The sequence below is a fragment of the Niastella vici genome (assembly GCF_002077945.1).
GTDB classification, from domain to species: Bacteria; Bacteroidota; Bacteroidia; order Chitinophagales; family Chitinophagaceae; genus Niastella; species Niastella vici.
This window is the reverse complement of sequence record NZ_LVYD01000079.1, coordinates 32,478-57,190: the sequence shown is the minus strand read 5'-3', so window position 1 is coordinate 57,190 and position 24,713 is coordinate 32,478. Positions and strand designations below refer to the sequence as shown.

Below are 24,713 nucleotides of genomic sequence, written 5' to 3'. Positions count from 1 at the left end.
CTACCGGGAGCACTTGTTTTGTTTTGCGGAGAGGGAGGGATTCGAACCCTCGATACAGTTGCCCGTATAACGGTTTTCGAGACCGTCCCATTCGACCTCTCTGGCACCTCTCCTGAAAGGGGATGTAAATTAACTGATTCCCGCTTACCGGCAAAGTTTTGGTAACCCCGGAATACTTACCCCCTATTTTTACCGTTAATGCAACAATGACAAATTAACAGCAAAAACAGGTAACCCAATCGGCCATTATAGTGGCTTCTATCATTCTTTCCTGCTGCCTCCTGCCCCGGTTGTTGGGCGGCATCGGCTTCCCCCAATCCCGTGCAATAAACATAACGGGCTTCCCATTCTGGTACTCTATATGGGCTGGGCGGTATGGGTACTGAACCGGCTGTATGCAGCTAAATATAAATAAACAGTCACGTGTGAACCTCCATTCTTTACGGCCGGCGCTTTCTGGCAATCGGTGTATATTTAAGGCAATTGAACAATCGCATCCTTTATAGTTGCCTTATATTTTCCAAGATGCCCATGCGATGAAGTGTCGAGTATACCGCGAACCGTTATTGTACGCCTGAACATACTATCACAGGGCATCATGGTTTTGGAATATTGTCTATCAACCCAAATTTCCCGCGCCCAGTCATAAATCTTTTTATCCGGGGCTAACTCATGATGAATTACCAGCATAATAGATGAGTGTTCAAAACCACAAACATAATAGCCCATTGTTTCTATTGGTTTGTTATGGTAGGCTCCCATAGAATCTAATAAATGCTCCAATGAAACTTTTGCGTACACAATTACCTGACCGGGTGCCTGGCCAGCGCTTTTGCGTAACTGAATAAATAGTAAGCTGGGAACTAATAATGCGGTAATCAAAGATTTCATCTGCTTAAGGCTTCAGTTAAATGTGTTGTGCAACTTATTTCAATTTGAAAATATCCCCATAATTCAAATATCCATTCCTGCTGATCGTATAGATCGGCATGCCGTTTCCATCCTTGATCAGACCCACAGTTTCATCGCTTGAATTGGGGAAATTAATTTGATAGCTGCGCCCGTCTGCCAATTCTATCCCATACGTTTCAACAGAATTTTCTATTGAAATAGAATTTTGCGTGTAGTCATATTGTTTTTTGCCGCCGGCAGTGTCTTTAATTGAAAAACTTTTTGCGTCAAAAAACAATTCAAATCTTTGTCCATTTGCGTCTGCGGCTTTCCAGGAACCCCGATAGGTTTTAGAACCACTGCATGCGGCTAACATTATCACAATAAGGCTGGCGAATAAAAATAGAATCCGGTTCATGTTATTTATAAATTTTAGGGATTTATTCCGGCATCATTTTGCGAATGGGGGCCAGGTTATTCTTTTGCACTTTCGTAATGTTTGTAAACTGCTGCTAATTCCTCCCATCTGCCATTTTCCTGTTTATAAAAACCAAACTCCAACTGGGTATAATTACCTCTATAGCGTTTCTGATCGAGGTACAGCGCAACAGTCCCATTCCGGATAAAAACCGGTTTTGAAAAGGTATATACAATGGAACACATATTTTTTTCTTTTCTGTTGGCAGCTTCTCTGTAAGAGGGTCGGCAAATTGTTTCAATAGCCTGAAAGATTTTTCATACTCTTTATTATCAAAGGCCTTCAATCCTTTTTCATAGTCTTTGTTTTGTGCAACAGCAAAAAAGGAAACCAGAAAGAAAAAAAATAATAGCGAATAACGTATCATTGATTGGTCTTTTAATTATGGATAACGGTGCAGGGACAATTTTCAGGCATTTCCTACCCGTTTTGCCTGGCAACTGGCCGCACCGGAGTTGTTTACAATTTTATTATTTGAAATAACATGTTGTTGGCAGAACCAAATTTGCCAGAGCTCCCAAATGTTGTGGTGTGTGATTTACTTTTTTCCCGGTTCCGAGATTACAAAAATTTGGTGAGAAGGACGAATGTGTTTGTTACCAGTTTTAATTAAAAGCTGCTTTACCATTTCATGCCCCCCTGGTAAAAGACGGGAAACGGTTAAAAAGGAATAATTAAACCTATGATAACCAATTTTTTGCAATACGCTATAGGTGCCCATATGCCCGGGATCACCCTATTCAGGTATCCGTGCTCCGGGCATCGCCCCTTCACCAGCCCCCTGTTCAATAAACAAATGGGTGACATCCATCATGTATTGCCGGCAAAATAAAGGGATAAAACACCTCTTTTTCCCATAAAAAGCCCGCCTGGCCTTGGTTTTCCATTCCAATTTTTGTAATTTCCCTTAAATGATTGTTCACCAAAACACATTGCTGTATGAATAAAAAAGTGGCCGATGTGCTGCTTCGTAAAGGAAGCCATATTACTACCGTTACACCGGATACAACCGTATTGGAAGCACTCCATATCATGGCCGATCAAAATATCGGTTCCGTGATGGTTTTGCAAGATGGCCACTACCTGGGCATTGTTACAGAACGTGATTACTCGCGCAAGGTGGTTTTGAATGGAAAATCCTCCACCGACACCAGGGTTTCGGAGATCATGAGCAACAATCTGCCGCGCGTAACCGCCAACGACACTGTTGACTATTGCATGCAGTTAATGTCCGAAAAAAACATTCGTTACCTGCCGGTGTTCGACGAAAACCAGGTAACCGGTATCATTTCCATTAATGATGTGGTAAAAGAAACGATCCTGTCGCAACAGGAAACAATCACTCAGCTTAAAGACTACCTGCACTCCAGCTTATAAAGCCCGCAGGCCATACTATCCTGAGAAGACACTGCACCAAAAAAAGTCCCGACATGTCGGGACCTTTTTTTATTGAAAGTATATTATTCTTCAGCCGGTTTCTCCGTTACCACTACCAGATCATCGACCGACACAGTGATGGGCATCAGTCCCAGCTGCACTACCGCTTTCTTACCGCGCAATTCCTTCACCTCCCCTACCTGGTGGTTCTTTTTCATCAGCACCTTATCACCCACCTGCACTTCACCGCCCACTTCATCATATTTTGAATTGAGCTTTTTCTTCACCTTCTCGGTTGCCTGTTTCTGGTGTTGTTTGAACAACAGGATCTGCATCTGTTTTATGAGCTCTTTCTTATCTTCCTGCGATTCGGCCTTCCGCCAGTCGAAGGTCAGCTGCTTCAGCTTGCGTTCCATATCCTTCAGGTAAGCGATGCGGTCTTCGGTGATCCGGTTCTGGTGTTTCAACAACTCCACCTGCTGGTTGTGCCGTTCCTGGTTAATGGTTTGCTGCATTTCCTTATGCAGCTTTTCATTTTCCTTGATCAGCTTTGACAGTTCCTTTTCTTTCTTCTCAATTTCGCGCAGGTCCTGCTCGGTGCGGTTCAATAATTTATCGAGCTTGAAATGATCTTCATCAACCAGGGCGCGGGCGCGGTTTATTAACCTGGCATCGAGCCCAATGCGTTCGGCAATGGAAAACGTATACGAACTACCGGGTTTTCCAATGGTGAGCTTATACAACGGCAACAAATTTCCTTCATCAAATTGCATGGCGCCATTGATGATACCGGGTGTTTTATTGGCCATCACTTTCAGGTTCAGGTAGTGCGTGGTAACAATACCCATGGCATGTTTATGACCCAGTTCTTCCATAATAACCTCTGCAAAGGCGCCACCGAGGTGCGGGTCGCTACCACTACCCAGCTCATCAATAAAGAACATGGTTTTGCCATTCGCATTTTCAATAAAATGCTTCATGTGCAATAAGTGCGAGCTGTAAGTACTGAGGTCAAACTCGATACTTTGCGTATCGCCAATATGTATCATGAGCTGTTTAAAGATGCCGAACATGGAAGTGGGGTGCACCGGTACCAGCAAACCGCTCTGGATCATTAATTGTAACAACCCAACCGTTTTCATGGTAACGGTTTTACCGCCTGCGTTAGGGCCTGAGATAACCAGGATGCGGCTTTTTTCATCCAACGTAAGATCGGTGGGGATGGTAGGCTTTTTCGCTTTCTGGTGATACAGGTACAACAACGGGTGATAGGCCTGTACCAGATGCACATGCGCTTTATCGTTCAGCAGCGGATAATTCGCGTTCATATCAAGCGCCAGTTTGGCCTTGGCCTGAATAAAATCGAATTCACCCAGTACCTGGTGCCAGGTTTTCAGCAAGGGGGCGTACATGGCCAGGCGGGCGGTGAGCTGTTGCAGGATGCGGTATACCTCGCGCCGTTCCTCATTCTCCAGGGAAAAGATCTCATTGTTCAGTTCAATGGTCTCTTCCGGTTCAATGTACGAAGTGCGGCGGGTATCGCTTTCGCCGTGTAAAATTCCTTTTACCTGTCGTTTTTGTTCGGCCACAATGGCCACTACGCGGCGGCCGTTCAGGAATGCTTCGTCAATATCGGCGGTATACCCTGCCTTGCTGAGCTTCTGCACGATCTTGTCGAACAGGCGGCGCAGCTCGGTGCGGCGCCGGTACAGGCTGGTGCGAATGCGGGCAAGGTCTTCCGATGCATTGTCTTTTACATCCCCGTTCTCATGAAGTACATCATCGATGAGTTCCATGATCACATTTTCGTAATAGGTTTCGCCGATCACTTTTACCAGGGCAGGATAGGCCAGCCGCCGGTCATTATCGAACCAGCGGAAAATATTCTGCATGCTTTCGGCCAGCTTACGTACCTGCATAAACTGTTCGCCGGTAAGCATGGCGCCGGGTATGCCGAGCAACCGCAATTCTTTTGCTAAATTCAGCACGTAATCGTTGGGGAAATACATGCTGTGCTCAATCAATAATTTGTATTCGTGGCTTTGCTGTAACTCCAGTTCAATAAACTCCCTGCGGGTATGAATGCGCAGTTCCTGCGATTTACCTTTCGCATACTCCGTTTTACAATGCTCTTCAAGCAGTGCTTTTATTTTATCAAACTCCAGCTGTGATAACGCCGATTCAGGAAAAATCTTCATATAAAATACCTCTTCTCGAACCGGCAAAGGTAATATAGTTTTTTGGTTGTGGGTAATTGCGCGGGCAGAACCTGGTCACACATTGCCCTGCGATTTGGCAGGAACCGGTTTTTTGGCAAACTGTATAAAGAAATATATCAGAAAAATAACCTGCACAACAAGAAAGCACCAGACGGCCACCAGGCGCAATTTATTTTTGAAGATCAATGCATCCAGTTCCGTATTGGAGTAGCCCGCACCGTTTGCTGGACTGGTATGCCACACGCCCAACATAAACACGCCAAAAAACAACAGCGTTAGTGTATTATAGGTAAATACAAATTTTCGATGTACCAACCCCTGCCGCCGCCTGATCAACTTAAGAAGAAGAATTACAACAAACAGCCAACACGCAAACAAGCCGGTAACAATACCGCTTTGTATTACATAAAAAGTATCAAACACATTCAGGTCAATCGATGTTTCATTATACTTCGATATACTGTAAAACACCAGCACTATAATTGGCAGAAACAGGAAATTCTCAATTTTCTTCATACTTATCAATAAAGCGGCCATAATAATACTGCACCTGTTTTAATTATGCAATTTGTTTTTATATATTTATGAATAATAATATATCAAATATACCCGTTCGCCCTGTTTAAACCTTTCTTTTCATAACCCGTCTGAAGAAAAACTCTATTGCAACATGAAGCATCTTTTACCCGGAGTGCTTATCGTATTAGCTGCAAGCACTTATCAAGTACAGGCCCAGGATCAGCAACCCGATTCAACCGGTTTACCCGGCGATAATTTCAGCCTGCAGGGCGCCCTCGACCTGTTTAAAAAGGCCGGTTCACCCGAAGAATTCGAAAAACTCCTTAATTCTGAAAATAGCCAGGTCAATAACCTCGACCTCAACGAAGACGGCAAAACCGATTATATTAAAGTAGTGAGCAAACGCGAGAACGACGTACATGTATTTGTGCTGCAGGCCCTGGTGAGCGAAAAGGAAAGCCAGGATATTGCGGTAATAGAACTGGAAAAAACCGGAAAAGACAATGCGGTGATCGAGATCGTTGGCGATGAAGATATTTTTGGCGAAGAAACCATTGTTGAACCCGACGACAGCCAGGAGAATACTTTTATTGCACCCAATTCATCACTGGCCGGTGGTCCCAATACTGAATTTGCAGAGAATGGCATTATTGTGAATGTATGGGGTTGGCCCTGTGTACGGTATGTATACGCCCCTGCTTACGTGGTATGGGTATCGCCCTTTACCTGGCGCGCACACCCCGTTTGGTGGCGTCCCTGGCGGCCCATGGCCTTCGCGGTTTACCGGCCCATTCGCTACCATTACCACCCGCATTATGCCGTGGTTACCACCCGCCGCGTAGTAGTGGCGCCCCGTATTTACCGGCCCATGCGCGTTACCTCGGTTACGGTAAGGACCCGCCATACCGTGGCAGTCAATAATTACCGCGTTACCCGCAGAACCACTACGGTGCAGGGCCCCCGGGGCAGAAAATATTCCCGTACCACTACAACGGTAAGAAGGAGAAGAAGATAGAATTTTGAATATCCAAGTATAGTTACGCAGACCCTTCCGATGTACCGGGAGGGTTTTTTATTTTTCCAACCTTTACTTTTGTAAATTGTTAACATCTGCAACAGCACACCCCGCGTATATGATGTGTTCCTGTTAAGCAATTGATAAATGGAAAGGAATGTCGGCCAGCTTGCAAAACCCGCTCGTTCGCCGTCTTAACTTACACCAATTATAACAATACAATGATACATCTGTTAAAACACCATGGTATGAAGCTTTTATTTACCGGTGTGCTGGTAACACTGGCAACTTTGTTTTCCTGCGCACAAAAACAAAACGCAAAAAAGAATATAAGTAAGGATATGACAACAACTACAAATGGTTCTGTAAACACAACCACCGATACCGCCACCTTTGGTACCGGTTGCTTCTGGTGTACAGAAGCTATCTTTCAGGAATTGGAAGGCGTTATTAAATCAACTTCGGGGTACAGCGGCGGGCACGTGGCCAACCCCAGCTATAAAGAAGTATGCACCGGCACTACAGGGCATGCCGAAGTAATACAGGTGGTGTACGATCCTAAAAAGATCACCTATGATGAGCTGCTCGAAGTGTTCTGGAAAACGCATGACCCCACCACGCTCAACCGCCAGGGTAATGATGTGGGCCCGCAATACCGCAGCGTAATTTTCTACCACAATAACGAACAAAAGGAAAAAGCAGAGAAGTATAAGGCGGAACTCGACAAAAGCGGCGCGTTTATTAATCCAATTGTTACGGAGATCTCTCCCTACACCAAATTCTACGCAGCCGAAAATTATCACCAGGATTACTTCAACCAGAACGGATCACAACCCTATTGTAATTTTGTGATAAGGCCGAAGGTGGAGAAGTTCCAAAAGGTGTTCAAGAGTAAGCTGAAGCACGAATAACTAAATGAAAGACCTGTAAGCAACCCTTACAGGTTTTTTATTTCTGTAAATAGGTTCTTCTCAACTCAAGCAGGTTTAATCCATTAGTGTTGAATTGTTTTACGTTCGGATGTACCAATCGAATTACCTCATCATACCAAAGCGGCACCACCGGCGCATCGTCTATCACCAATTGATCCATTTGCTGGTATAACTTATACCGCAGGCTGTCGTTCTCCGTTACCATGGCCTGCTCATACAACGCATCGAAACGGGGATTGTGATAACGGGTATAATTAGGCGGCGCGGGGTTATTGCTATAAAATACGCTTAAATAATTTTCTGCTTCAGGAAAATCGGCGATCCAGCTGCCGCGGAAGAACAGGGCCTCCGATTTGGCCGTTTGCTCCAGCAACAAACTTTTTGGTTCTACCTCTACCTGTATTTTAATGCCCGATTCTTCCAGTTGCCGGGCAATAAAACTGGCAATATCGCTGTAGGTGGCAATGGTGAGCAGTTTTATTTCGGGCAGGCCTTCGCCATCGGGAAAACCGGCCGTCTTTAACAATGCCCGCGTTTTGGCCGGGTTATAGGTATAGCCTTTTACAACAGCTGAATCAAAAGAAGGCAGGCCGGCAGGAATAAATCCGCTCTCGGCAGGCATCCCTTTCGAATTGTACAGGTACATGATCATCTTGCGGCGGTCGAACCCGTAATTGATCGCCTGCCGCACTTCTTTCAACCGCAGGGGCGAATTGTTCACCTGGGGATTGTCCTTGTCAACCAGAATGCCGAGGTATTCGGTATTGAGGTAAGAATGTTTCGACAGAATGATCCTGCCCTGCCAGTCTTTGCGCAATTGTCCTTTTTTGGTAAGGATCTCATCCTTGAAAGAAGGGTCGATATCATTGATAAAATCGAGCTTGCCCTGCTGAAATAACAGGAATTCGGTGGCCTTGCTGTCGAAGAACGTGATCTTGATGCCATCGAGGTAAGGCAGGGACCTGCCCGTGCTGTCGCGTTCAAAATAGTGTTCATTCTTCTGCAATATCATGGCCTGCCCTTCTTCCCAGGCCGTGAATTTGAACGGACCGGTACCGCAGGGATGATTGCGGAAATCGGGTCCATATTTTGTCACCACTTCTTTGGGCACCACCGAACAATATTGCATGCTGAGGAGGCCGAGGATGGGCGCAAAAGGCGTTTTCAGCGTTAAGCGAAAGGTGGAATCGTTCAGCGCTTTAAACCCCAGCCTGTCATCGACCCGGTCATTGAAGATCCAGGCGCCGCTGCTGGCGGTGGCGGGGTCAATAATGCGGTTAAAGCTGTACTCTACATCATAAGCGGTGAGGGCACGGCCCTTCCCTTTCGGGAAAGCCTCGTTATCGTGAAAGAAGACGCCGGGGCGCAGGTGAAACGTATATACCTTGCGGTCAGCCGATACCTCCCAGCGATAAGCCAGGGAAGGAACGATGGCCAGGGCATCATTGGTTTCAACCAGCGTATTGTATAACTGATGAACCGCCCAAATGATCGATTGGTTCTTTGCAAAGGCGGGGTCAAGGGTGGCGATGCCGGTAGCTTCATTGTAATGAAATACCTGTTTATCGCCGTTTGTACGGTTGCCGCATGAATTAACCAAAATCAAACCGAAAAAGACCGCAAAATATGTTACTTTACCACGCATATTGAACAAGTTAGCTGATGGATCGCCCTTCGTTTCGCTTTCTTCAATTCGCTAATTTAAATTATATCAGAGTGATTAAAATAAAACAAAGGAACATTACCCAACCTTTTTCATTTCGCATTCTTCATTTCTCATTTTTCATTTTCATGGCTGCTTCCTGCGCCGCACAACCGCTGAGCAGTAAAAAACAGTTCACCCACCAGGATACGCTGCGGGGCACTATTACCCCTGAAAGAGCGTGGTGGGACGTATTACGCTACGATATAGCCGTTACGCCTGACTACGCCACCAAAGCCATTCAGGCAACAAACAGGCTTACCATAAAGGTTTTACGGCCTTACAACAAACTGCAGATCGATCTGCAGCAACCCCTTATTATCGACAGCATTTTATTGATCGCAAAAACCGGCAACACCCCGCTGCTTTTTCAACGGGAAGGCAATGCCTGGTTTGTGACCATGCCGGCACTTACCGCCAATACAATACATTCCCTTGAAGTGAAATACCATGGCCAGCCCCGCGAGGCGGTGCATGCGCCCTGGGATGGCGGCTGGATTTGGAATAAGGACAAACAGGGCCGCCCCTGGATGACTGTGGCCTGCCAGGGACTGGGCGCCAGCGTTTGGTATCCCTGTAAAGACCACCAGAGCGACGAACCTGATAACGGCGCCAGCCTCGCCATAACCGTTCCCGACACGCTGGTAGCGGTGGGCAATGGCCGGCTCAACGCCAAAACGCCCAATAACAACGGTACCACCACCTATACCTGGGAAGTAAAAAACCCCATCAATAATTATAACATCGTTCCCTACATTGGTAAATACGTAACCTGGCACGAGGATTTTGCGGGCGAGAAAGGCAAGCTGGATTGCGATTACTGGGTACTTGATTATGACCAGGAGAAAGCCCAAAAGCAATTTACCCAGGCAGCCAAAATGCTGAAATGTTTTGAGTACTGGTTTGGCCCCTACCCTTTTTATGAAGATGGGTACAAGCTGGTTGAAACGCCGCACCTGGGTATGGAACACCAAAGCGCCGTAGCCTATGGCAACGGTTTTCAGAACGGCTACCTGGGCCGCGACCTTTCAGGCACCGGCTGGGGCAACAAGTGGGATTTTATTATTGTGCATGAAAGCGGCCACGAATGGTTTGCCAACAACATTACCACCAACGATATTGCCGATATGTGGGTGCATGAAGGCTTTACCAATTATTCAGAAACCCTGTTCACCACCTGTGAATATGGGGTAGAAGCTGGCAACGCCTATTGCGTGGGCACCCGCGAGCTTATCCATAACGATATTCCCATTATTGGGCCATATGGGGTGAACAGGGAAGGCAGCGACGATATGTACTATAAAGGCGGCAACCTGCTGCACACGATACGGCAGATCATCAACAACGACAGCAGCTTTAGGACTATCCTGCGCGGACTGAACAAGACCTTTTACCACAAAATGGTTACCAGCAAAGAAGTGGAGGACTATATAAGCCGCCGCAGCGGTATTGATCTTTCAAAGATATTTGATCAATATCTTCGCACCACGCAGATACCGGTGCTTGAATATTCCATCAAGGGAAAGGACCTGAAATTCAGGTTCACGAATTGCATCAAAGGATTTGGCATGCCATTGAAAGTGAAATGGAGCAATCAGGAAAAATGGATCCACGCCAATGAAGAATGGACCATTATTTCGGGCAATGCCAATGACACGGGTTTCAGCGTTGACAGGAATTTTTATATCATTGTGAAAAAGGCAGGTTAATGAGCATACGGCGGCAAAGTATTATTTCTTCTATTCTGGTGTATATAGGATTTGCGTTGGGGCTGTTGAATACTTTCCTGTATGCAAAAGGGTTTGCCGAAGCGCAATATGGGCTGGTAAACACCTTTCAGGCCTTTGCCACCATTATGTTCTCTTTCTCGAATATTGGCATTACCTATTATGTGACCAAATTCTTTCCCTATTATAACGACAACCTTCCGCCGCAAAAAAATGATATGATCGCCCTGGCCCTGGTGACCAGTATTACGGCCTTTGTGTTTGTAATGATCAGCGGAATTGTTTTCAAGAAATATGTGGTAAGCCTGTATGCAGATAACTCCCCGGCAGTCGTTTATTATTATTACTGGCTTTTTCCTTTTGGTTTCGGCCTGTCGATCTATTCCATTCTGGAAGCCTTTGCCTGGCAGCTGCGCAAATCGGTTGTTACCAATTTTCTGAAAGAAATATTGTTCCGCCTGTTTGCCACCCTCCTCATTGTGCTCACCCTCATGCGGGTCATTAAAAGTTTCGACGTTTTTATAAAAGTGTATGCATTTACCTATATAGGCATTGCCCTGGCGCTGCTGTTTTATCTCATTGTAACGCGTCAGCTGCATCTTACATTTAAGATCAGCCGGGTAACCCAAAAATTCTATAAAAAGATCATCAGGGTGGGCATCTTCGTCTGGAGCGGCAACCTGGTATTCAATATTGCACAGGTATTCGATACCCTGGTAATAGGCTCTGCAGTAGCAAATGGATTGGCCTTTGTGGGCATTTATTCTTTGGCGCAAAATATGAGTAGCCTCATAGCGGCGCCACAACGGGCCATTAGTTCAGCTGCAATGGGTCCATTGGCGCAAGCCTGGAAAGACAAGAATATGGGCTTTATCGACCGCGTATACCATCGCAGCAGCATTAACCAGTTGTTATTTGCTATTGGCATGTTCTCCCTGGTATGGCTCAATTTTACCGATGGCGTACTCTCCTTTCACTTAAAACCAGGCTACCTCGATGCGCGCATCATTTTCCTGTACATCGGGTTTACCAAATTAATTGATATGGGTACGGGCGTGAATTCGCAGATCATTAGCACAAGCATTTTCTGGAAAGTGGAATTTGTAAGCGGAATTATCTTATTGCTACTTACGCTGCCATTAAATTATATACTTACCGTAGAACTGAAAGCGGTGGGCCCGGCCATTGCCAATTTGTTTGCCATTACCGTTTACAATGCTATCCGCTATTCATTCTTATGGAAGAAATTCAAACTGCAGCCCTTTACCGGCAAATCGGTTTACTCACTTATATTGGGAGCAGTTTGTTATGTTAGCTGCTATTTTCTGTTTGACCGCTTTCAGGGAATTGGCTGGATCTTCCTGCGCAGCATTACCTTCATTGCATTATTCGCAGCCGGTGTATTGTATTTTGATCTTTCGCCCGATGTATTACCCGTGTGGCAAACGATACAAAAACGTTTAAGATCTTTTGGCGGTAAGAAGTAAGAAATACTTCCTGACCCTTATTACCTGAATAATTACTTACGAAAACGATTGCGTATGAAATAAGTATTTAAAAAACACAGGTAAACGTTTAAGATGATTGTTCAAAGTAAGAAGAACCCTGTTTTCCGTTTTTCCTGCTTCTGGCTTAAGGCCGCGACTTCATATTTTATATTCCCCACATCCTGCTTCCCCCCCATAATTACCTGATTAAATACTTACGAAAACGATTGCGTAAGTAAAAATGCACGCGCTTTCATTAGCATTTCCTTAACATTAATTGTCATAATAACGCCATTAAGTGTCGAAAAGCCATTTAATGCAATCGATTGTGTAATCGTTTTTCTTTTCAAACACGTCGATTTTACATGAAAACATGTAGTGCGCATTTATGCTTTGCTATATTTTTAGCATGAATAGCAGGTAAGTTGATGCGATCGCCCTTTTTCTGGCGTTACTTTGATAAAGAATTACAAGAAGTAATGGAGTTCTTGGAAAAAGTCCCTGATGAAATGTAGATCGGTCTCTGACGAAAACAACAATACCTTTTCAAAACCAGCTCGTTTTTAGTTCGTATCCCTTTGAATTCCGTTTCTGATTTTTTTGATTGCTGATTATTGTTCATCATTTATTAAAGGTCCTTTTATGAAAAGCTTGTCAATTACACTCCCCGCAACACCAACAATTGCCCCAACAGGCACAACCAACAACGTATCCCTTTATCAACTGGTAGACCAGCTCATGAACAGTTTTATTCCGCTGGCCGTAAACCAACACAGTTTTATTATTAACGACGTAAAAGAAACATTTCAATTGCATGCCGATGAGCAGGTACTGGCCTTTGTGATCGGCAATCTCCTGAACAATGCGATCAACTGTTCGCATAATGCCTGCATCCGTATTGAAGCAGAATCGAAACCCGAAGGCGTGCAGATACGGGTGCGCAACAACGCCTCCAATTACTACAGCACTATAGCCCATGGATTTTCAGAAGTGGTAGCCGCTGCCCGCAGTCTGGGTGGACATATCAATATCTATAACCAGCGTCACGAAGGCACGGTGATCACGTTCTCGATGGCAGCGTAAGAAGTAATTGTAATTAATTAAGAGATTATGCCGTAAACCGGCAACGCGCCCTGGCAAGGGCTTAGGCGCACCGATCCAATAACTTTTTGGGAAACCTGTAAAAGAGAAATGAGAAAGTAAACTCAGCTATCGCCTTACTTTCTCATTTCTTTTTTATTTCTACTCTTTAATTTTCTCCGGGAATCCTTCCTCCCCCTGCATACCTGGCCTTGTAGTAATCTTCATCCAGGTCGCTGATCATTACCCCGGTGCTGGTAGCAGCATGAAGGAATTTATTATTACACAGGTAAATGCCCACGTGCGAAATGCCGCCTTTGGCGCCGCGGGTTTTAAAAAATACCAGGTCGCCCTGTCTTAATTTTTTCTTTTTCACCTTTTTACACTGAAGGTATTGGTCCTCACTGCGGCGGGAAAGCGTTACCTCATAATAGGCGTTCATAAATGCCCGGGTAAAACCGCTGCAATCGACCCCTTCCCGGTCATCGCCCCCATATTTGTATTTGGTGCCGTACCAGCTTTCGATCAGTTCGAGCAATTTATTGTCATTGATCATTTCAACCGGCACATCGAGTAAAATGGCATATTTGAACTGCAGCGGGGCACTGAGCTCAATACCAATGGCTTTTACATTCTTTTTATTATGCAGATCGCTGATCAGGTTCTCTTCATCGGGCGTAAGTGCGGCCAGCTTCTGGGTGGGACTGGTAACCCGTTTCGATTTGGTGGTGGAAGTGGTAGAGCTGCTATTGCCTGTTTTGGCGCTTTTTTTCTTTTTACCGTCCTGGCTTATTTCATCGTCATTTTCATCCCCGGTAACGATCCCGTCAATGAATTGAGGCTCGTTGCCCGGCATAACAGCCGTGTCGGCCGACACCGGTTGGGGGTAGAACGGATGATGGGCTGCTGCCGGAACAGCATGCACCAACAGGGCGGATATAATGATAATCAGATACTTCACAGGCTGGACATTTTATTTTAAGGCAAGGCATGCCCCCGTAGGCAGGCCGTAAAAATAGCAAATACATTGCCAGTAATGAAATTCGGCTTAAGGCACAGGACTTAACACGGCTCCCCCGCATTCGGGCCGGCGCCCAGCCGGCAAAGGACGCTTACTTTCGGCGTTTTGCTTTCAGCCGAACCCTGAACTGTTATCTTTGAACTTTCTTCACAATTATTTTTATTCCCATTCTGTTCATAAAATTTTATCGGGTTCACTATTGATTAAAGAACTTTATACCACAATTTCGTGTTTATATTCTGATGGGTTTCCTATTGGAAATGAGGCATTTAAGTAAGATACAGGAAAGAATCAACTAATCAAAACCTATTTATTAGAACAAACACATGTGTAAATTCTCACACTTACACGTTCATACACAGTTTTCATTACTCGATGGAGCGGCATCGATCCAGGCTTTGTATAAAAAAGCCGTCAAGGACGGCATGCCCGCCATCGCCATCACCGACCATGGTAACATGTTCGGCGCCTTTGAATTCGTAGCAGAAGCCTATAAACATAAGAACGAGGACGGCAGCCTGAAGGTAAAACCCATCGTGGGCTGCGAATTTTATGTGGTGGAAGACCGGCACCGGAAAGTATTTTCAAAAGAAGTAAAAGACGAACGCTACCACCAGGTGCTGCTGGCCAAAAACAAGACCGGTTACCAGAACCTGGTGAAATTAACCAGCCTGGGGTACATAGAGGGTATGTACAGCAAGTACCCCCGTATTGATAAAGGCCTCATCGAAAAATACAAGGAAGGGCTTATTGCCACTACCTGCTGTATAGGCGCCTACGTGCCCCAAACCATTTTGCACGATGGGGAAGAAAAAGCCGAGCAGGAATTCAAATGGTGGCTCGATATGTTTGGCGAAGATTATTTCATAGAAATACAACGGCATAACCTCAAGGAACAGGAGATCATTAACCAGGTACTGTTGAAATTCGCCAAAAAATTCAATGTACCCGTTATTGCCACCAACGACAGCCACTATACCGACCAGGACGATTACAACGCCCACGACATTCTGTTGTGTATAAATACCGGTGAAAAGAAAAGCACGCCGGGCTTTGATGATTTCGTGAACGACGATACCAACATCAAGGACCGCCGCTTTAAATTCCCCAACGACCAGTTCTACTTCAAGAGCCAGGAGGAAATGAAGAAACTGTTCAGCGACATTCCCGAATCGATCGATAATACCAATATGATCGTTGACCGGGTTGAGCTGCTGAACCTGAAAAAGGACATCTTACTGCCGGCCTTCCCGTTGCCAAAAGAGTTTCAGATTACAGAAGACAGTAACCTGAACCAGTGGGAATACCTCAAACACCTCACCTACGAAGGCGCTAAACAACGCTATGGAGATATTACGCCCGATATTCAGGAGCGGCTCGATTTTGAGCTGTTCACCGTAAAGACCATGGGGTTTGCGGGTTACTTCCTCATCGTGAGCGACTTTATTAAAGCCGGCCGCGAACGGGGCGTATTCATTGGCCCGGGCCGTGGATCGGCGGCGGGCAGCGCGGTGGCCTACTGTATAGGCATCACCAATATTGACCCCATTAAATACAACCTGCTGTTCGAGCGCTTTTTGAACCCCGACCGTAAGTCGATGCCGGATATTGATACGGACTTCGACGATGAAGGCCGTCAGAAAGTGATCGACTATGTAGTGGAAAAATATGGTACTAACCAGGTGGCCCAGATCATTACCTACGGTACCATGGCCGCCAAAAGTAGTATCAAGGACGTGGCCCGGGTGCTTGACCTGCCCCTGGTTGAATCGAACGCCCTGGCCAAAATGGTGCCTGAAAAACCGGGTATTGAATTAGGTCGCGTACTGCACGCGCCCCTGAACCCGAAGGAAGGTGAAAAATCGCTGGAAGAAAAAGAAGGCATTGGCCCCGATGAAATAGAGGTCATTAAAAAGCTGCGTGAAATATACAACGGGCAGGGCCTCACCGCCACCGTGCTGCACGAAGCAGAAAGGCTGGAAGGCTCTGTGCGCAACACCGGTATACACGCGGCCGGTATCATCATTGCCCCCCGCGACCTTACCGATCTTATTCCGGTTAGTACCGCCAAGGACTCAAGCCTGTGGGTTACCCAGTTTGAGGGTAGCATCATTGAAGACGCCGGCGTAATCAAGATGGACTTCCTGGGTTTGAAGACCCTTACCATCATCAAGAACGCCCTGCGGATGATCAAAGAGAACCATGGGGTAGAACTGGATATTGAGACCATACCACTCGACGATCCCAAAACATTCGAACTGTACCAGAAGGCCGAAACCGTTGGTACGTTCCAGTTCGAAAGTCCCGGGATGCAAAAATACCTGCGCGACCTCAAGGCTGACCAGTTCGCCGATCTTATTGCGATGAACGCATTGTACCGGCCCGGTCCGCTCGCTTATATCCCCAACTTTATTGATCGTAAACACGGCCGCGAGCCCATTACGTATGACCTGCCTGAAATGGAGGAATACCTGAAGGAGTCGTACGGGATCACCGTATACCAGGAGCAGGTGATGTTGCTGGCGCAAAAGCTGGCCGGTTTCAGTAAAGGCGATGCCGACGTACTGCGTAAGGCCATGGGTAAAAAGCAAAAAGCGGTGCTTGATAAAATGAAGGCCCAGTTCGTAAAAGGCGCTTCAGAAAAAGGCCATCCGGCCGAAAAGCTCGAAAAGATCTGGACCGACTGGGAAGCGTTTGCCCAGTACGCCTTCAACAAATCGCACTCTACCTGTTACGCCTATGTGGCGTACCAGACTGCTTATTTAAAAGCCCACTACCCCAGTGAGTACATGGCGGCGGTGTTGAACAACGCCGGCAACATAGAAAAGATCACCTTCTTTATGGAAGAGTGTAAACGTATGGGTATAAAGTGTTTGGGCCCTGATGTAAATGAATCGAAAAAAGGTTTCTCGGTTAATAAGAACGGCGATATACGGTTTGGCATGGCAGGCATGAAAGGTGTGGGTGAAGCAGCCGTGGAAAGCCTGATAGAAGAACGCGAAAAGAACGGTCCGTTCGTGTCGATCTTCGACATGATCAAACGCGTTAACCAACGCACTGTCAATAAGAAAACGCTTGAAAGTTTGGCATATGCCGGCGGATTCGATTGTTTTCCCGACCTGCACCGCGCACAATATTTCTTTACGCCACCAAACGATACCAGCACCGGCCTCGAAAAGATCGTGCGCTTTGGCAACGTTTACCAGGCGCAGAACGTAAATACCAGTAATACGCTCTTTGGTGGACTTACAGAAGTAATGGAGATAGCGCCCCCAAAAATTCCACCCTGCGAGGTGTGGTCGCTGACCGAATTACTGAATTATGAAAAAGAGGTTACCGGCATGTTCATGAGCGGTCACCCGCTCGATCACTTCCGGTTCGAGATAAAACATTACGGCATCACCACCTTAGCCGAGTTCAATGAAATAAAAGATACGCTGGCCCTGCAGCCCAATCCCGGCAGAAGCTTTCGCCTGGCGGGGCTGGTAACCGATGCCCAGCACCGGGTTACCCGTACCGGCCGTCAGTTCGGTTCTTTCTGGATCGAAGACTATTCGGGCAAAAGCGAGTTTATGCTGTGGAGCGATGATTATATGCGCTTTACCAATTACCTCGAAAAAGGGAAGAACCTGTTTATCACCGGCGCGTTCAAACCCCGGTTCAACAAGACCGAGTTTGAGTTCAAGATCGAAAAGATCAGTTTGCTGGAGAGCATTAAACAAAATCTAACAAAACAGGTTATTATTGATATTGAAGCCAGGTTCGTGAATGAAGAACTGATCCGTTTCTTTGAAAAGAACCTGAAAAGCTATCCCGGTGGTTCGCGCCTGAAATTCAATGTTAAAGACATCAAAAATATGTGCCGGGTGAGTTTGTCGACAGTGGAGGCCGGGATTGAAATGAATGACGAATTGGCTGCCTTTTTACAAAGCCGCCCCGAGCTGGATGTACAGGTTGTCACGGCGTAAAACCCCGTGAATGCTGCAGAAAGCTTTAGTGATCAATGCATTCAGCAGAAGGGAATGGATAATGGGCTGACAGGAATGGTAAACAACCGGTGTGGCATAGATTTCGACAAACAGATAATACTTTTTGAAAAGTAAAACTTTGGAAAACGTTTAAGAATTTATTTATAAACTTTACACACTAAAATTAAGTATATGGCTTTAGAATTCACAGACACAAACTTCCAGGACAAGGTCCTCGATTCTGATAAATTAACAGTAGTAGATTTTTGGGCTGAGTGGTGTGGTCCCTGCCGTGCTATTGGACCGGTAATTGAAGAATTATCAAAAGAATACGATGGCAAAATAAACGTAGGGAAAGTGAACGTTGACCATAATCCGCAGTTATCTATAAATTACGGTGTTACTTCTATCCCCGCTATCCTTTTCATTAAAGGTGGTAAAGTGGTAGACAAGCTGGTTGGTGCACAACCGAAAAGCAACTTTGTAAAGAAGATAGAACAACATATATAAGCACTTCCAAATAATAAAAAGCCATCCCCGGTTCAGCCAGGGATGGCTTTCTTTTTTACAAGGTGCATAACCCGGTTGAAAACTCAATTTGTTGATAACATCATTTTAAGAAACGAAGGTTCAACTTTACAGTAAAATTTATACATATGGCATTAGAATTTACCGATGCGAACTTCAAGGATAAAGTCCTTTCCTCAGATAAATTAACTGTAGTTGATTTTTGGGCCGAATGGTGCCCACCCTGCATTGCTATTAAGCCGATCATTGAACAATTATCAAAAGAATATGAGGGTAAAATAAATGTAGGGAAGATAAACGTTGATTATAATGCTGAAACAGCTGTTAAATATGGTATTACTAATATTCCTGTTATTCTTTTCATTAAAGACGGGAAGGTGGTAGATAAACTGGTTGGTGCACAACCGAAAAGCAACTTTGTAAAGAAGATAGAACAACATATATAAGCGCGTTTGGTTACAGTTTCAGGTACGGCCATAAACTGCAATGGCAATGCGGTCACCAATGGCTTTGTTGATATTTTCATTGACAGCATTCACAACCGGGCCACGGTTACAAATGGCAGCTTCAGCATGACCATAACTCGTTGTTATAGATAACTGAAATTATAATATACAGATAAGCGGCCTCCCGGTTGAAGCGGGAGGCCGCCTTTTTTGGGCATTCTATACCCTTTACATGTGCGCCAATTTATATATCTTACGGTGTCTTATACAACAAATAACAACTCACATGAAATACCCGCTTTTCTTTTCGTTCTTATTTCCGGTAATTACCCTGTTCAATACAACTGATCACCAACCCGCAAAACAGGAATTGACCGAAAAAACCATTGTCCTTACTACTGATGGCGACACGCAGGAATTCACCGATGCCAATTTTCAGAAAAAAGTGCTTTCAGCCGATAAATTAACCCTGGTCGATTTTTGGGCTACCTGGTGTGGTCCCTGCCGCGCAATGGGCCCGGTGGTGGAAGAGCTGGCAAAAGATTACAGTGGCAAAGTGAATGTCGGTAAACTGAATGTTGACCAAAACCCGAACATCTGTGGAAAGTATAACGTTACTTCCATCCCTACCATTTTGTTCATAAAGAACGGGAAAGTGGTTGACCGGGTTGTAGGGGTTTATCCCAAAAGCAGGCTCGAAAAAAAGATCAAAGCGCATCTGTAACATATAAGCAATAAGAGCAGTCCCGCCCCGGCTAAGCCGGGGCGGGACTTTTTTTTAATGGCTGCCCCAACGCTTTCATATATAAACCCGTTCATATACATACAGCACCTCAATAATCAAAACTCACAGCCATGAAAAAAATTCTACAACTGGGGTTCACAGCCGTTACGGCAGCAGGGCTCATCATCATCAGTTGCCAAAAAACGAATAACGATAATCCCACAAATCCCAATATCCCGGTCGAATATGTAACCGCCTCTATTACCGGGCGGGTTGTAGACAATAGCAACCAGCCGGTGAATGGCGCGTTGGTAAATGCCGGAACCGCTTCAACCACTACCGACCTCAATGGTAATTTCAGTTTCAGCAATGTAAGCCTTGCTAAAAATGCCGGTTTTGTTAAAGTAATAAAAGATGGTTTCTTCGAAGGCAGCCGTACCATTTTGGTAAATGCCGGTGTGGTGAACTACGTGTCGATGCAATTGATCAAGAAAACCGTGTCGGGAACCGTTAGTGGCAGCAGCGGCGGAAATGTTACCGTAACCGGCGGCGGCAGCGTGGTATTTACCGGCAACAGTTTTGTAAATACAGGCGGCAACAATGCTTATACCGGAACCGTTTCGGTTAGCACCTGGTTCTTAAACCCCACGGCTTCCAACTTTTCCGAGATCATGCCCGGTACGTTACGTGGCATTAATGCCGGCAATGAAGAAACCGGTTTACAATCGTTTGGGATGATGGCGGTTGAGCTCACCGGCGCCGGTGGCGAAAAGCTGCAACTGGCAGCCGGCAAAACAGCCACCCTCACCTTCCCTATTCCCGCAGCGTTACAGGGCCAGGCGCCTGCCACCATTCCTTTATGGACATTTAATGATACAACAGGTTTATGGAAAGAAGAAGGCATTGCCACCAAACAGGGCGCCAATTATGTGGGTACGGTAAGCCATTTTTCTTTCTGGAATTGCGATTACCCTTACTCCCTGTGCGATTTCAAAATAATATGCAAAGACCAGAACGGAAAACCATTTTATCCCTGCCGGGTTGAATTGAAAACCACCGGCGACAGCATTTCCAGATATGGTTATGGTTATACCGATGCCACCGGATATGCAGGTGGTAAAATACCAAAAGGTAAAACCCTGCAGTTAAAACTATACTCCCAATGTAACACGGTTATTTATACCCAGGATATTGGTCCGTTCACCGCTACGGCCGACCTGGGCACTATTACGGTGAATTTTACCGGCACATCGCCCGTTATGGTTTCGGGTTCCGCTGTAAACTGTTCTGGTGGCCCTGTTACCAATGGTTTTGTAGACATTTCCATTGACGAAGCGCACAACCGGGTGGCTATTACCAATGGCAGCTTCAGCATGGCAGTAAACCGTTGTTCGGATGCACCAACAACCGCGGCTATTACCGCATATGACCTCGGCACTAACCAGGGGGGCAATGCCACCACTGTAGCGGTTAATTCGGCCACGGTAAATGCAGGTCAGTTAAGCGCCTGTGGCAATTCGCTGGTGCAGTTCCTGAACTATACATTGAAGGATACGAATGTCAGTTATATTCCACCGGCAGATTCTTTGCAACTGTTAAGTAATATCAACAATAATTTTGCCCTGTATGCATACCGCAAAGCGACCAATGATTACGAAAAAGTTTACTTATCATTCAATGCAACCGGCACCGGCACCGTGCCCATTAATTATGTATACATTTTGAAAAACAACCGGCAATATGTTCAGGCGTCAACACTCAATATGAACATAACTGAATTTGGTGTGGCAGGTACCGGGTACATCAGCGGTAATTTTTCAGGCAACCTGAAAGACAGTTCCAGCAATGTAATACTACCGGCAAGCATGTCGTTCAGGGTAAAGCGAAAACAATAATAAATTGCTATAAAAAGAAGCGGCCGTCCTGGTTGAACCAGGACGGCCGCCTCCTTAAATACTTCTCATCAATGCTGTACCGCCACCGGGCCCATTTGCTGCGGCTCATGTTTATATTTAAATACAAGCGGGAAAATAATACCTAATAGCAATGCATAGCCGGCGAAACTGAACCAGATAGAAGACCAGTCTTTCACATTATTGACCGTGAAGTGATCAACCACCCGGCCGCTGATATAATTACCGAGGAAAGCGCCGATGCCATTCGTCATCAACATAAACAAACCCTGTGCGCTTGCCCTGATCCTGATATCGGCTTCCCTTTCTACAAACAGGGAACCGGAAATATTGAAGAAATCGAAAGCCATTCCGTACACGATCATCGAGAGCACCAGCAACCACAACCCACTGCCGGGATCGCCGATGGCAAACAAACCAAACCGGAAAACCCAGGCAAAGATGCTCATCAACATTACCTGCTTAATACCAAACCGCCTTAAGAAGAAAGGAATGGTAAGAATGAACAGCGTTTCAGAGATCTGCGAAATGGAAATTAACAGGTTCGAATGCTTTACGCCAAAAGCGCCGGGATAGCTGCTTTTAAAATCGTCGAGGAAAGTAGAACCGAAGGTATTGGTGATCTGCAACGCAGCGCCCAGTAACATGGCAAAAAGAAAAAAGATGATCATCTTCTTTCTTTTAAACAACACAAATGCATCGAGGCCCAGGGAGCTGGCCAGGTTTTTCTTTACGGTTGATTTAACCGGCGGGCAACCGGGCATGGTAAACGCATACACCCCCAGCAGCAGTCCGGAACCGGCGCTGATGTACAACTGCAGCGGGCTTAAATTAAACCCTGCCAGGTCAACCATCCACATGGCGGCAATAAAACCAACAGTGCCCCATACGCGAATAGGTGGGAAATCTTTTACAATGTTAAGCCCTCTTTTTTCCAGCACAATATAAGATACTGTATTATTTAACCCGATGGTGGGCATGAACACGCATGAATTCAGCAACATGATCATATACAAAGTGGGGTAATCGGTAACTTTTGACGCCCACAGCAACAACAGGGCACCTATGATATGCGCGAGGCCAAATACCCGTTCTGCATTCAGCCAGCGGTCGGCCACAATGCCAAACAGGGCAGGTGTGAACATGGAGGCAATGCCCATGGTGCCGTAAATGCTGCCTACCTGAACACCGGTAAAATGCAGCACATTGAACATATACGCTCCCAATGAAATAAGCCATGATCCCCAAACAAAGAACTCCAGGAAATTCATTACAATGAGCCGAATTCTGATATTCACTATAATTGTAGTTTTTGGTTGTAAATGTGGGTTTAATACGCCAAACTGGCGCCGGGTTGTTATTTAAATTCCCAAAGCTCAAGATAAAGAATTTGGATGAGGTTTTTACTGTACGCGTAGCCGCTAGTGTTTGCCACCCCGAATAACCGGCTTTTCCTGTAACTTTGTGCCCGTTTATTTGTTACACACTTACGGAAGCGAAAATCCAGATCATAATGAGTACTAACATTCAGCAGGTTATAGCAGCAGAACAAAACGAGGCCCTCCGCACCATTGGCGAAAAGATCGTGAACAAACAACGCCTTACCCCCGAAGACGGCTTGTTACTATTTGAGCAGGGCGGTTTGCCTTTTGTAGGCGCCCTGGCCAATTTTGTGCGGGAACGGCTGCATGGCGATACCACTTATTTCAATCGAAATTTCCATATTGAACCCACCAACGTGTGCGTGTTTGCCTGTTCCTTTTGCTCCTATTCGCGCCTGTACGCCCATCGCGAAGAAGGCTGGGAACTCACCACCGACCAAATGCTTGACATTGTAAAAGGCTATGATGGCAAACCGGTGACCGAAGTGCATATTGTAGGGGGCGTTCATCCCAAACTGAACCTCGAATTCTTTGCCGATCTCTTACGTAAAATAAAAGCGCACCGGCCCGAACTGCATATCAAAGGCTTTACCCCGGTTGAGCTGGATTATATGTTCCGCAAGGCTAAAAAGACTGCTGCGGAAGGCATGAAATACCTGCACGAAGCGGGTCTCGATTCCTTACCCGGCGGCGGCGCTGAGATCTTTCATCCCGAAGTAAGGGAAAAGATCTGTGCCGATAAAGTAGATGCCAATGGCTGGCTCGAAATTCATGAGGCCGCGCATAACCTCGGCATGCACAGCAATGCCACTATGCTGTATGGTCATATTGAAGAGTTCCGCCACCGCATCGATCATATGGAACGTTTACGCCAGCTGCAGGATAAAACAGGCGGGTTCAACACGTTCATTCCGCTTAAATTCCGCAACAAACAGAACGACATGAGCAATGTGCCCGAATCGGGTGTGATAGAGGATATGCGCATGTATGCCATTGCCCGTTTGTATATGGATAATTTCCCGCACCTGAAAGCTTACTGGCCCATGTTAGGCCGGCATAATGCGCAGCTTACGTTATCGTTCGGGGTGAATGATATCGACGGCACCATCGACGATAGTACCAAAATATATTCCATGGCCGGTTCTGAAGAACAAAACCCGGCAATGAGTACCGCCCAGTTGGTGACGCTCATTAAGCAGGCAAAAAGAAAACCGGTGGAGCGGGATACGTTGTATAAGGTAATTCACGACTATAGCAACGTCGACATAGAACAGATCGATGTGAATCCGCAAATGAATTAATAG

At 45.9% G+C, this 24,713-nt stretch carries 20 protein-coding genes and 1 tRNA gene; 12 read left to right on the top strand and 9 right to left on the bottom strand.

Annotated features, from left to right (window positions below):
* Positions 1-26: 26 nt before the first annotated feature.
* The 4 genes from A3860_RS32805 to A3860_RS40785 form a co-directional block, all read right to left on the bottom strand.
* A tRNA-Ser gene (locus tag A3860_RS32805) sits at positions 27-113 on the bottom strand.
* A gap of 361 nt (positions 114-474) precedes the next feature.
* Positions 475-891, bottom strand: coding sequence for a hypothetical protein (locus tag A3860_RS32795; RefSeq protein ID WP_081154752.1), 417 nt, complete (start codon positions 889-891; stop codon positions 475-477).
* Between the two features lie 34 nt (positions 892-925).
* Positions 926-1,309 carry a hypothetical protein gene (locus A3860_RS32790; RefSeq protein WP_081154751.1) on the bottom strand — a complete coding sequence of 128 codons (384 nt, stop codon included), beginning with the start codon at positions 1,307-1,309 and terminating at the stop codon, positions 926-928.
* Between the two features lie 56 nt (positions 1,310-1,365).
* Positions 1,366-1,554: a hypothetical protein gene (locus A3860_RS40785; protein WP_143774385.1), complete on the bottom strand. Its 189-nt coding sequence runs from the start codon at positions 1,552-1,554 to the stop codon at positions 1,366-1,368.
* A 754-nt stretch (positions 1,555-2,308) separates the two neighbouring features.
* Between A3860_RS40785 and A3860_RS32780 the strand changes: the two genes are divergently transcribed.
* Positions 2,309-2,746 (top strand): CBS domain-containing protein, encoded by a 438-nt coding sequence (locus A3860_RS32780; protein WP_081154749.1) that lies wholly within the window; start codon positions 2,309-2,311, stop codon positions 2,744-2,746.
* An 83-nt stretch (positions 2,747-2,829) separates the two neighbouring features.
* On the opposite strand, the gene A3860_RS32775 is transcribed toward A3860_RS32780, so the two are convergent.
* Both A3860_RS32775 and A3860_RS32770 read right to left on the bottom strand, forming a co-directional pair.
* Positions 2,830-4,944, bottom strand: coding sequence for an endonuclease MutS2 (locus A3860_RS32775; protein ID WP_081154756.1), 2,115 nt, complete (start codon positions 4,942-4,944; stop codon positions 2,830-2,832).
* 75 nt (positions 4,945-5,019) lie between these two features.
* Positions 5,020-5,502, bottom strand: coding sequence for a hypothetical protein (locus A3860_RS32770; protein WP_081154748.1), 483 nt, complete (start codon positions 5,500-5,502; stop codon positions 5,020-5,022).
* A gap of 133 nt (positions 5,503-5,635) precedes the next feature.
* Here A3860_RS32770 and A3860_RS32765 point away from each other — a divergent pair, with 133 nt between their 5' ends.
* Positions 5,636-6,499, top strand: a complete 864-nt coding sequence (locus A3860_RS32765; RefSeq protein ID WP_081154747.1) for a hypothetical protein — start codon at positions 5,636-5,638, stop codon at positions 6,497-6,499.
* A 248-nt stretch (positions 6,500-6,747) separates the two neighbouring features.
* Positions 6,748-7,410, top strand: coding sequence for a peptide-methionine (S)-S-oxide reductase MsrA (gene msrA, locus A3860_RS32760; protein ID WP_081154746.1), 663 nt, complete (start codon positions 6,748-6,750; stop codon positions 7,408-7,410).
* A gap of 37 nt (positions 7,411-7,447) precedes the next feature.
* Here msrA and A3860_RS32755 read toward each other — a convergent pair whose 3' ends face one another.
* Positions 7,448-9,076: an ABC transporter substrate-binding protein gene (locus A3860_RS32755; protein WP_081154745.1), complete on the bottom strand. Its 1,629-nt coding sequence runs from the start codon at positions 9,074-9,076 to the stop codon at positions 7,448-7,450.
* A gap of 71 nt (positions 9,077-9,147) precedes the next feature.
* Between A3860_RS32755 and A3860_RS32750 the strand changes: the two genes are divergently transcribed.
* From A3860_RS32750 to A3860_RS32740, 3 genes are all read left to right on the top strand, one after another.
* Positions 9,148-10,842, top strand: a complete 1,695-nt coding sequence (locus tag A3860_RS32750; protein ID WP_245843682.1) for a M1 family metallopeptidase — start codon at positions 9,148-9,150, stop codon at positions 10,840-10,842.
* Positions 10,842-12,347, top strand: coding sequence for a lipopolysaccharide biosynthesis protein (locus tag A3860_RS32745; RefSeq protein ID WP_081154743.1), 1,506 nt, complete (start codon positions 10,842-10,844; stop codon positions 12,345-12,347). The genes A3860_RS32750 and A3860_RS32745 overlap by 1 nt, the downstream gene beginning before the upstream one ends.
* A 642-nt stretch (positions 12,348-12,989) precedes the next feature.
* Positions 12,990-13,430 (top strand): sensor histidine kinase, encoded by a 441-nt coding sequence (locus A3860_RS32740; protein WP_081154742.1) that lies wholly within the window; start codon positions 12,990-12,992, stop codon positions 13,428-13,430.
* 166 nt (positions 13,431-13,596) lie between these two features.
* Here A3860_RS32740 and A3860_RS32735 read toward each other — a convergent pair whose 3' ends face one another.
* Positions 13,597-14,388, bottom strand: a complete 792-nt coding sequence (locus A3860_RS32735; protein WP_081154741.1) for a C40 family peptidase — start codon at positions 14,386-14,388, stop codon at positions 13,597-13,599.
* 386 nt (positions 14,389-14,774) lie between these two features.
* On the opposite strand from A3860_RS32735, the gene dnaE reads away from it, so the two are divergent.
* From dnaE to A3860_RS32710, 5 genes are all read left to right on the top strand, one after another.
* Entirely contained in the window at positions 14,775-18,416 is a 3,642-nt protein-coding gene (gene dnaE / locus A3860_RS32730) for a DNA polymerase III subunit alpha (protein WP_081154740.1), read from the top strand.
* A 192-nt stretch (positions 18,417-18,608) separates the two neighbouring features.
* Positions 18,609-18,926: a thioredoxin gene (trxA, locus tag A3860_RS32725; RefSeq protein ID WP_081154739.1), complete on the top strand. Its 318-nt coding sequence runs from the start codon at positions 18,609-18,611 to the stop codon at positions 18,924-18,926.
* A gap of 146 nt (positions 18,927-19,072) precedes the next feature.
* A complete protein-coding gene (gene trxA, locus A3860_RS32720; RefSeq protein WP_081154738.1) occupies positions 19,073-19,390 on the top strand; it encodes a thioredoxin in 318 nt (105 codons plus the stop codon).
* Positions 19,391-19,676: 286 nt separating this feature from the next.
* The gene (gene trxA / locus A3860_RS32715) at positions 19,677-20,114 is read left to right on the top strand and encodes a thioredoxin (protein ID WP_081154737.1); all 438 of its coding nucleotides are present in this window, start codon (positions 19,677-19,679) and stop codon (positions 20,112-20,114) included.
* Between the two features lie 131 nt (positions 20,115-20,245).
* Positions 20,246-22,009, top strand: a complete 1,764-nt coding sequence (locus A3860_RS32710; RefSeq protein WP_081154736.1) for a carboxypeptidase-like regulatory domain-containing protein — start codon at positions 20,246-20,248, stop codon at positions 22,007-22,009.
* Between the two features lie 68 nt (positions 22,010-22,077).
* Here A3860_RS32710 and A3860_RS32705 read toward each other — a convergent pair whose 3' ends face one another.
* On the bottom strand, positions 22,078-23,325 hold the full coding sequence (locus tag A3860_RS32705) for a nucleoside permease (RefSeq protein WP_081154735.1): 1,248 nt from the start codon (positions 23,323-23,325) through the stop codon (positions 22,078-22,080).
* A 215-nt stretch (positions 23,326-23,540) separates the two neighbouring features.
* Here A3860_RS32705 and mqnE point away from each other — a divergent pair, with 215 nt between their 5' ends.
* Entirely contained in the window at positions 23,541-24,710 is a 1,170-nt protein-coding gene (gene mqnE, locus A3860_RS32700) for an aminofutalosine synthase MqnE (RefSeq protein WP_081154734.1), read from the top strand.
* Positions 24,711-24,713: the final 3 nt, after the last annotated feature.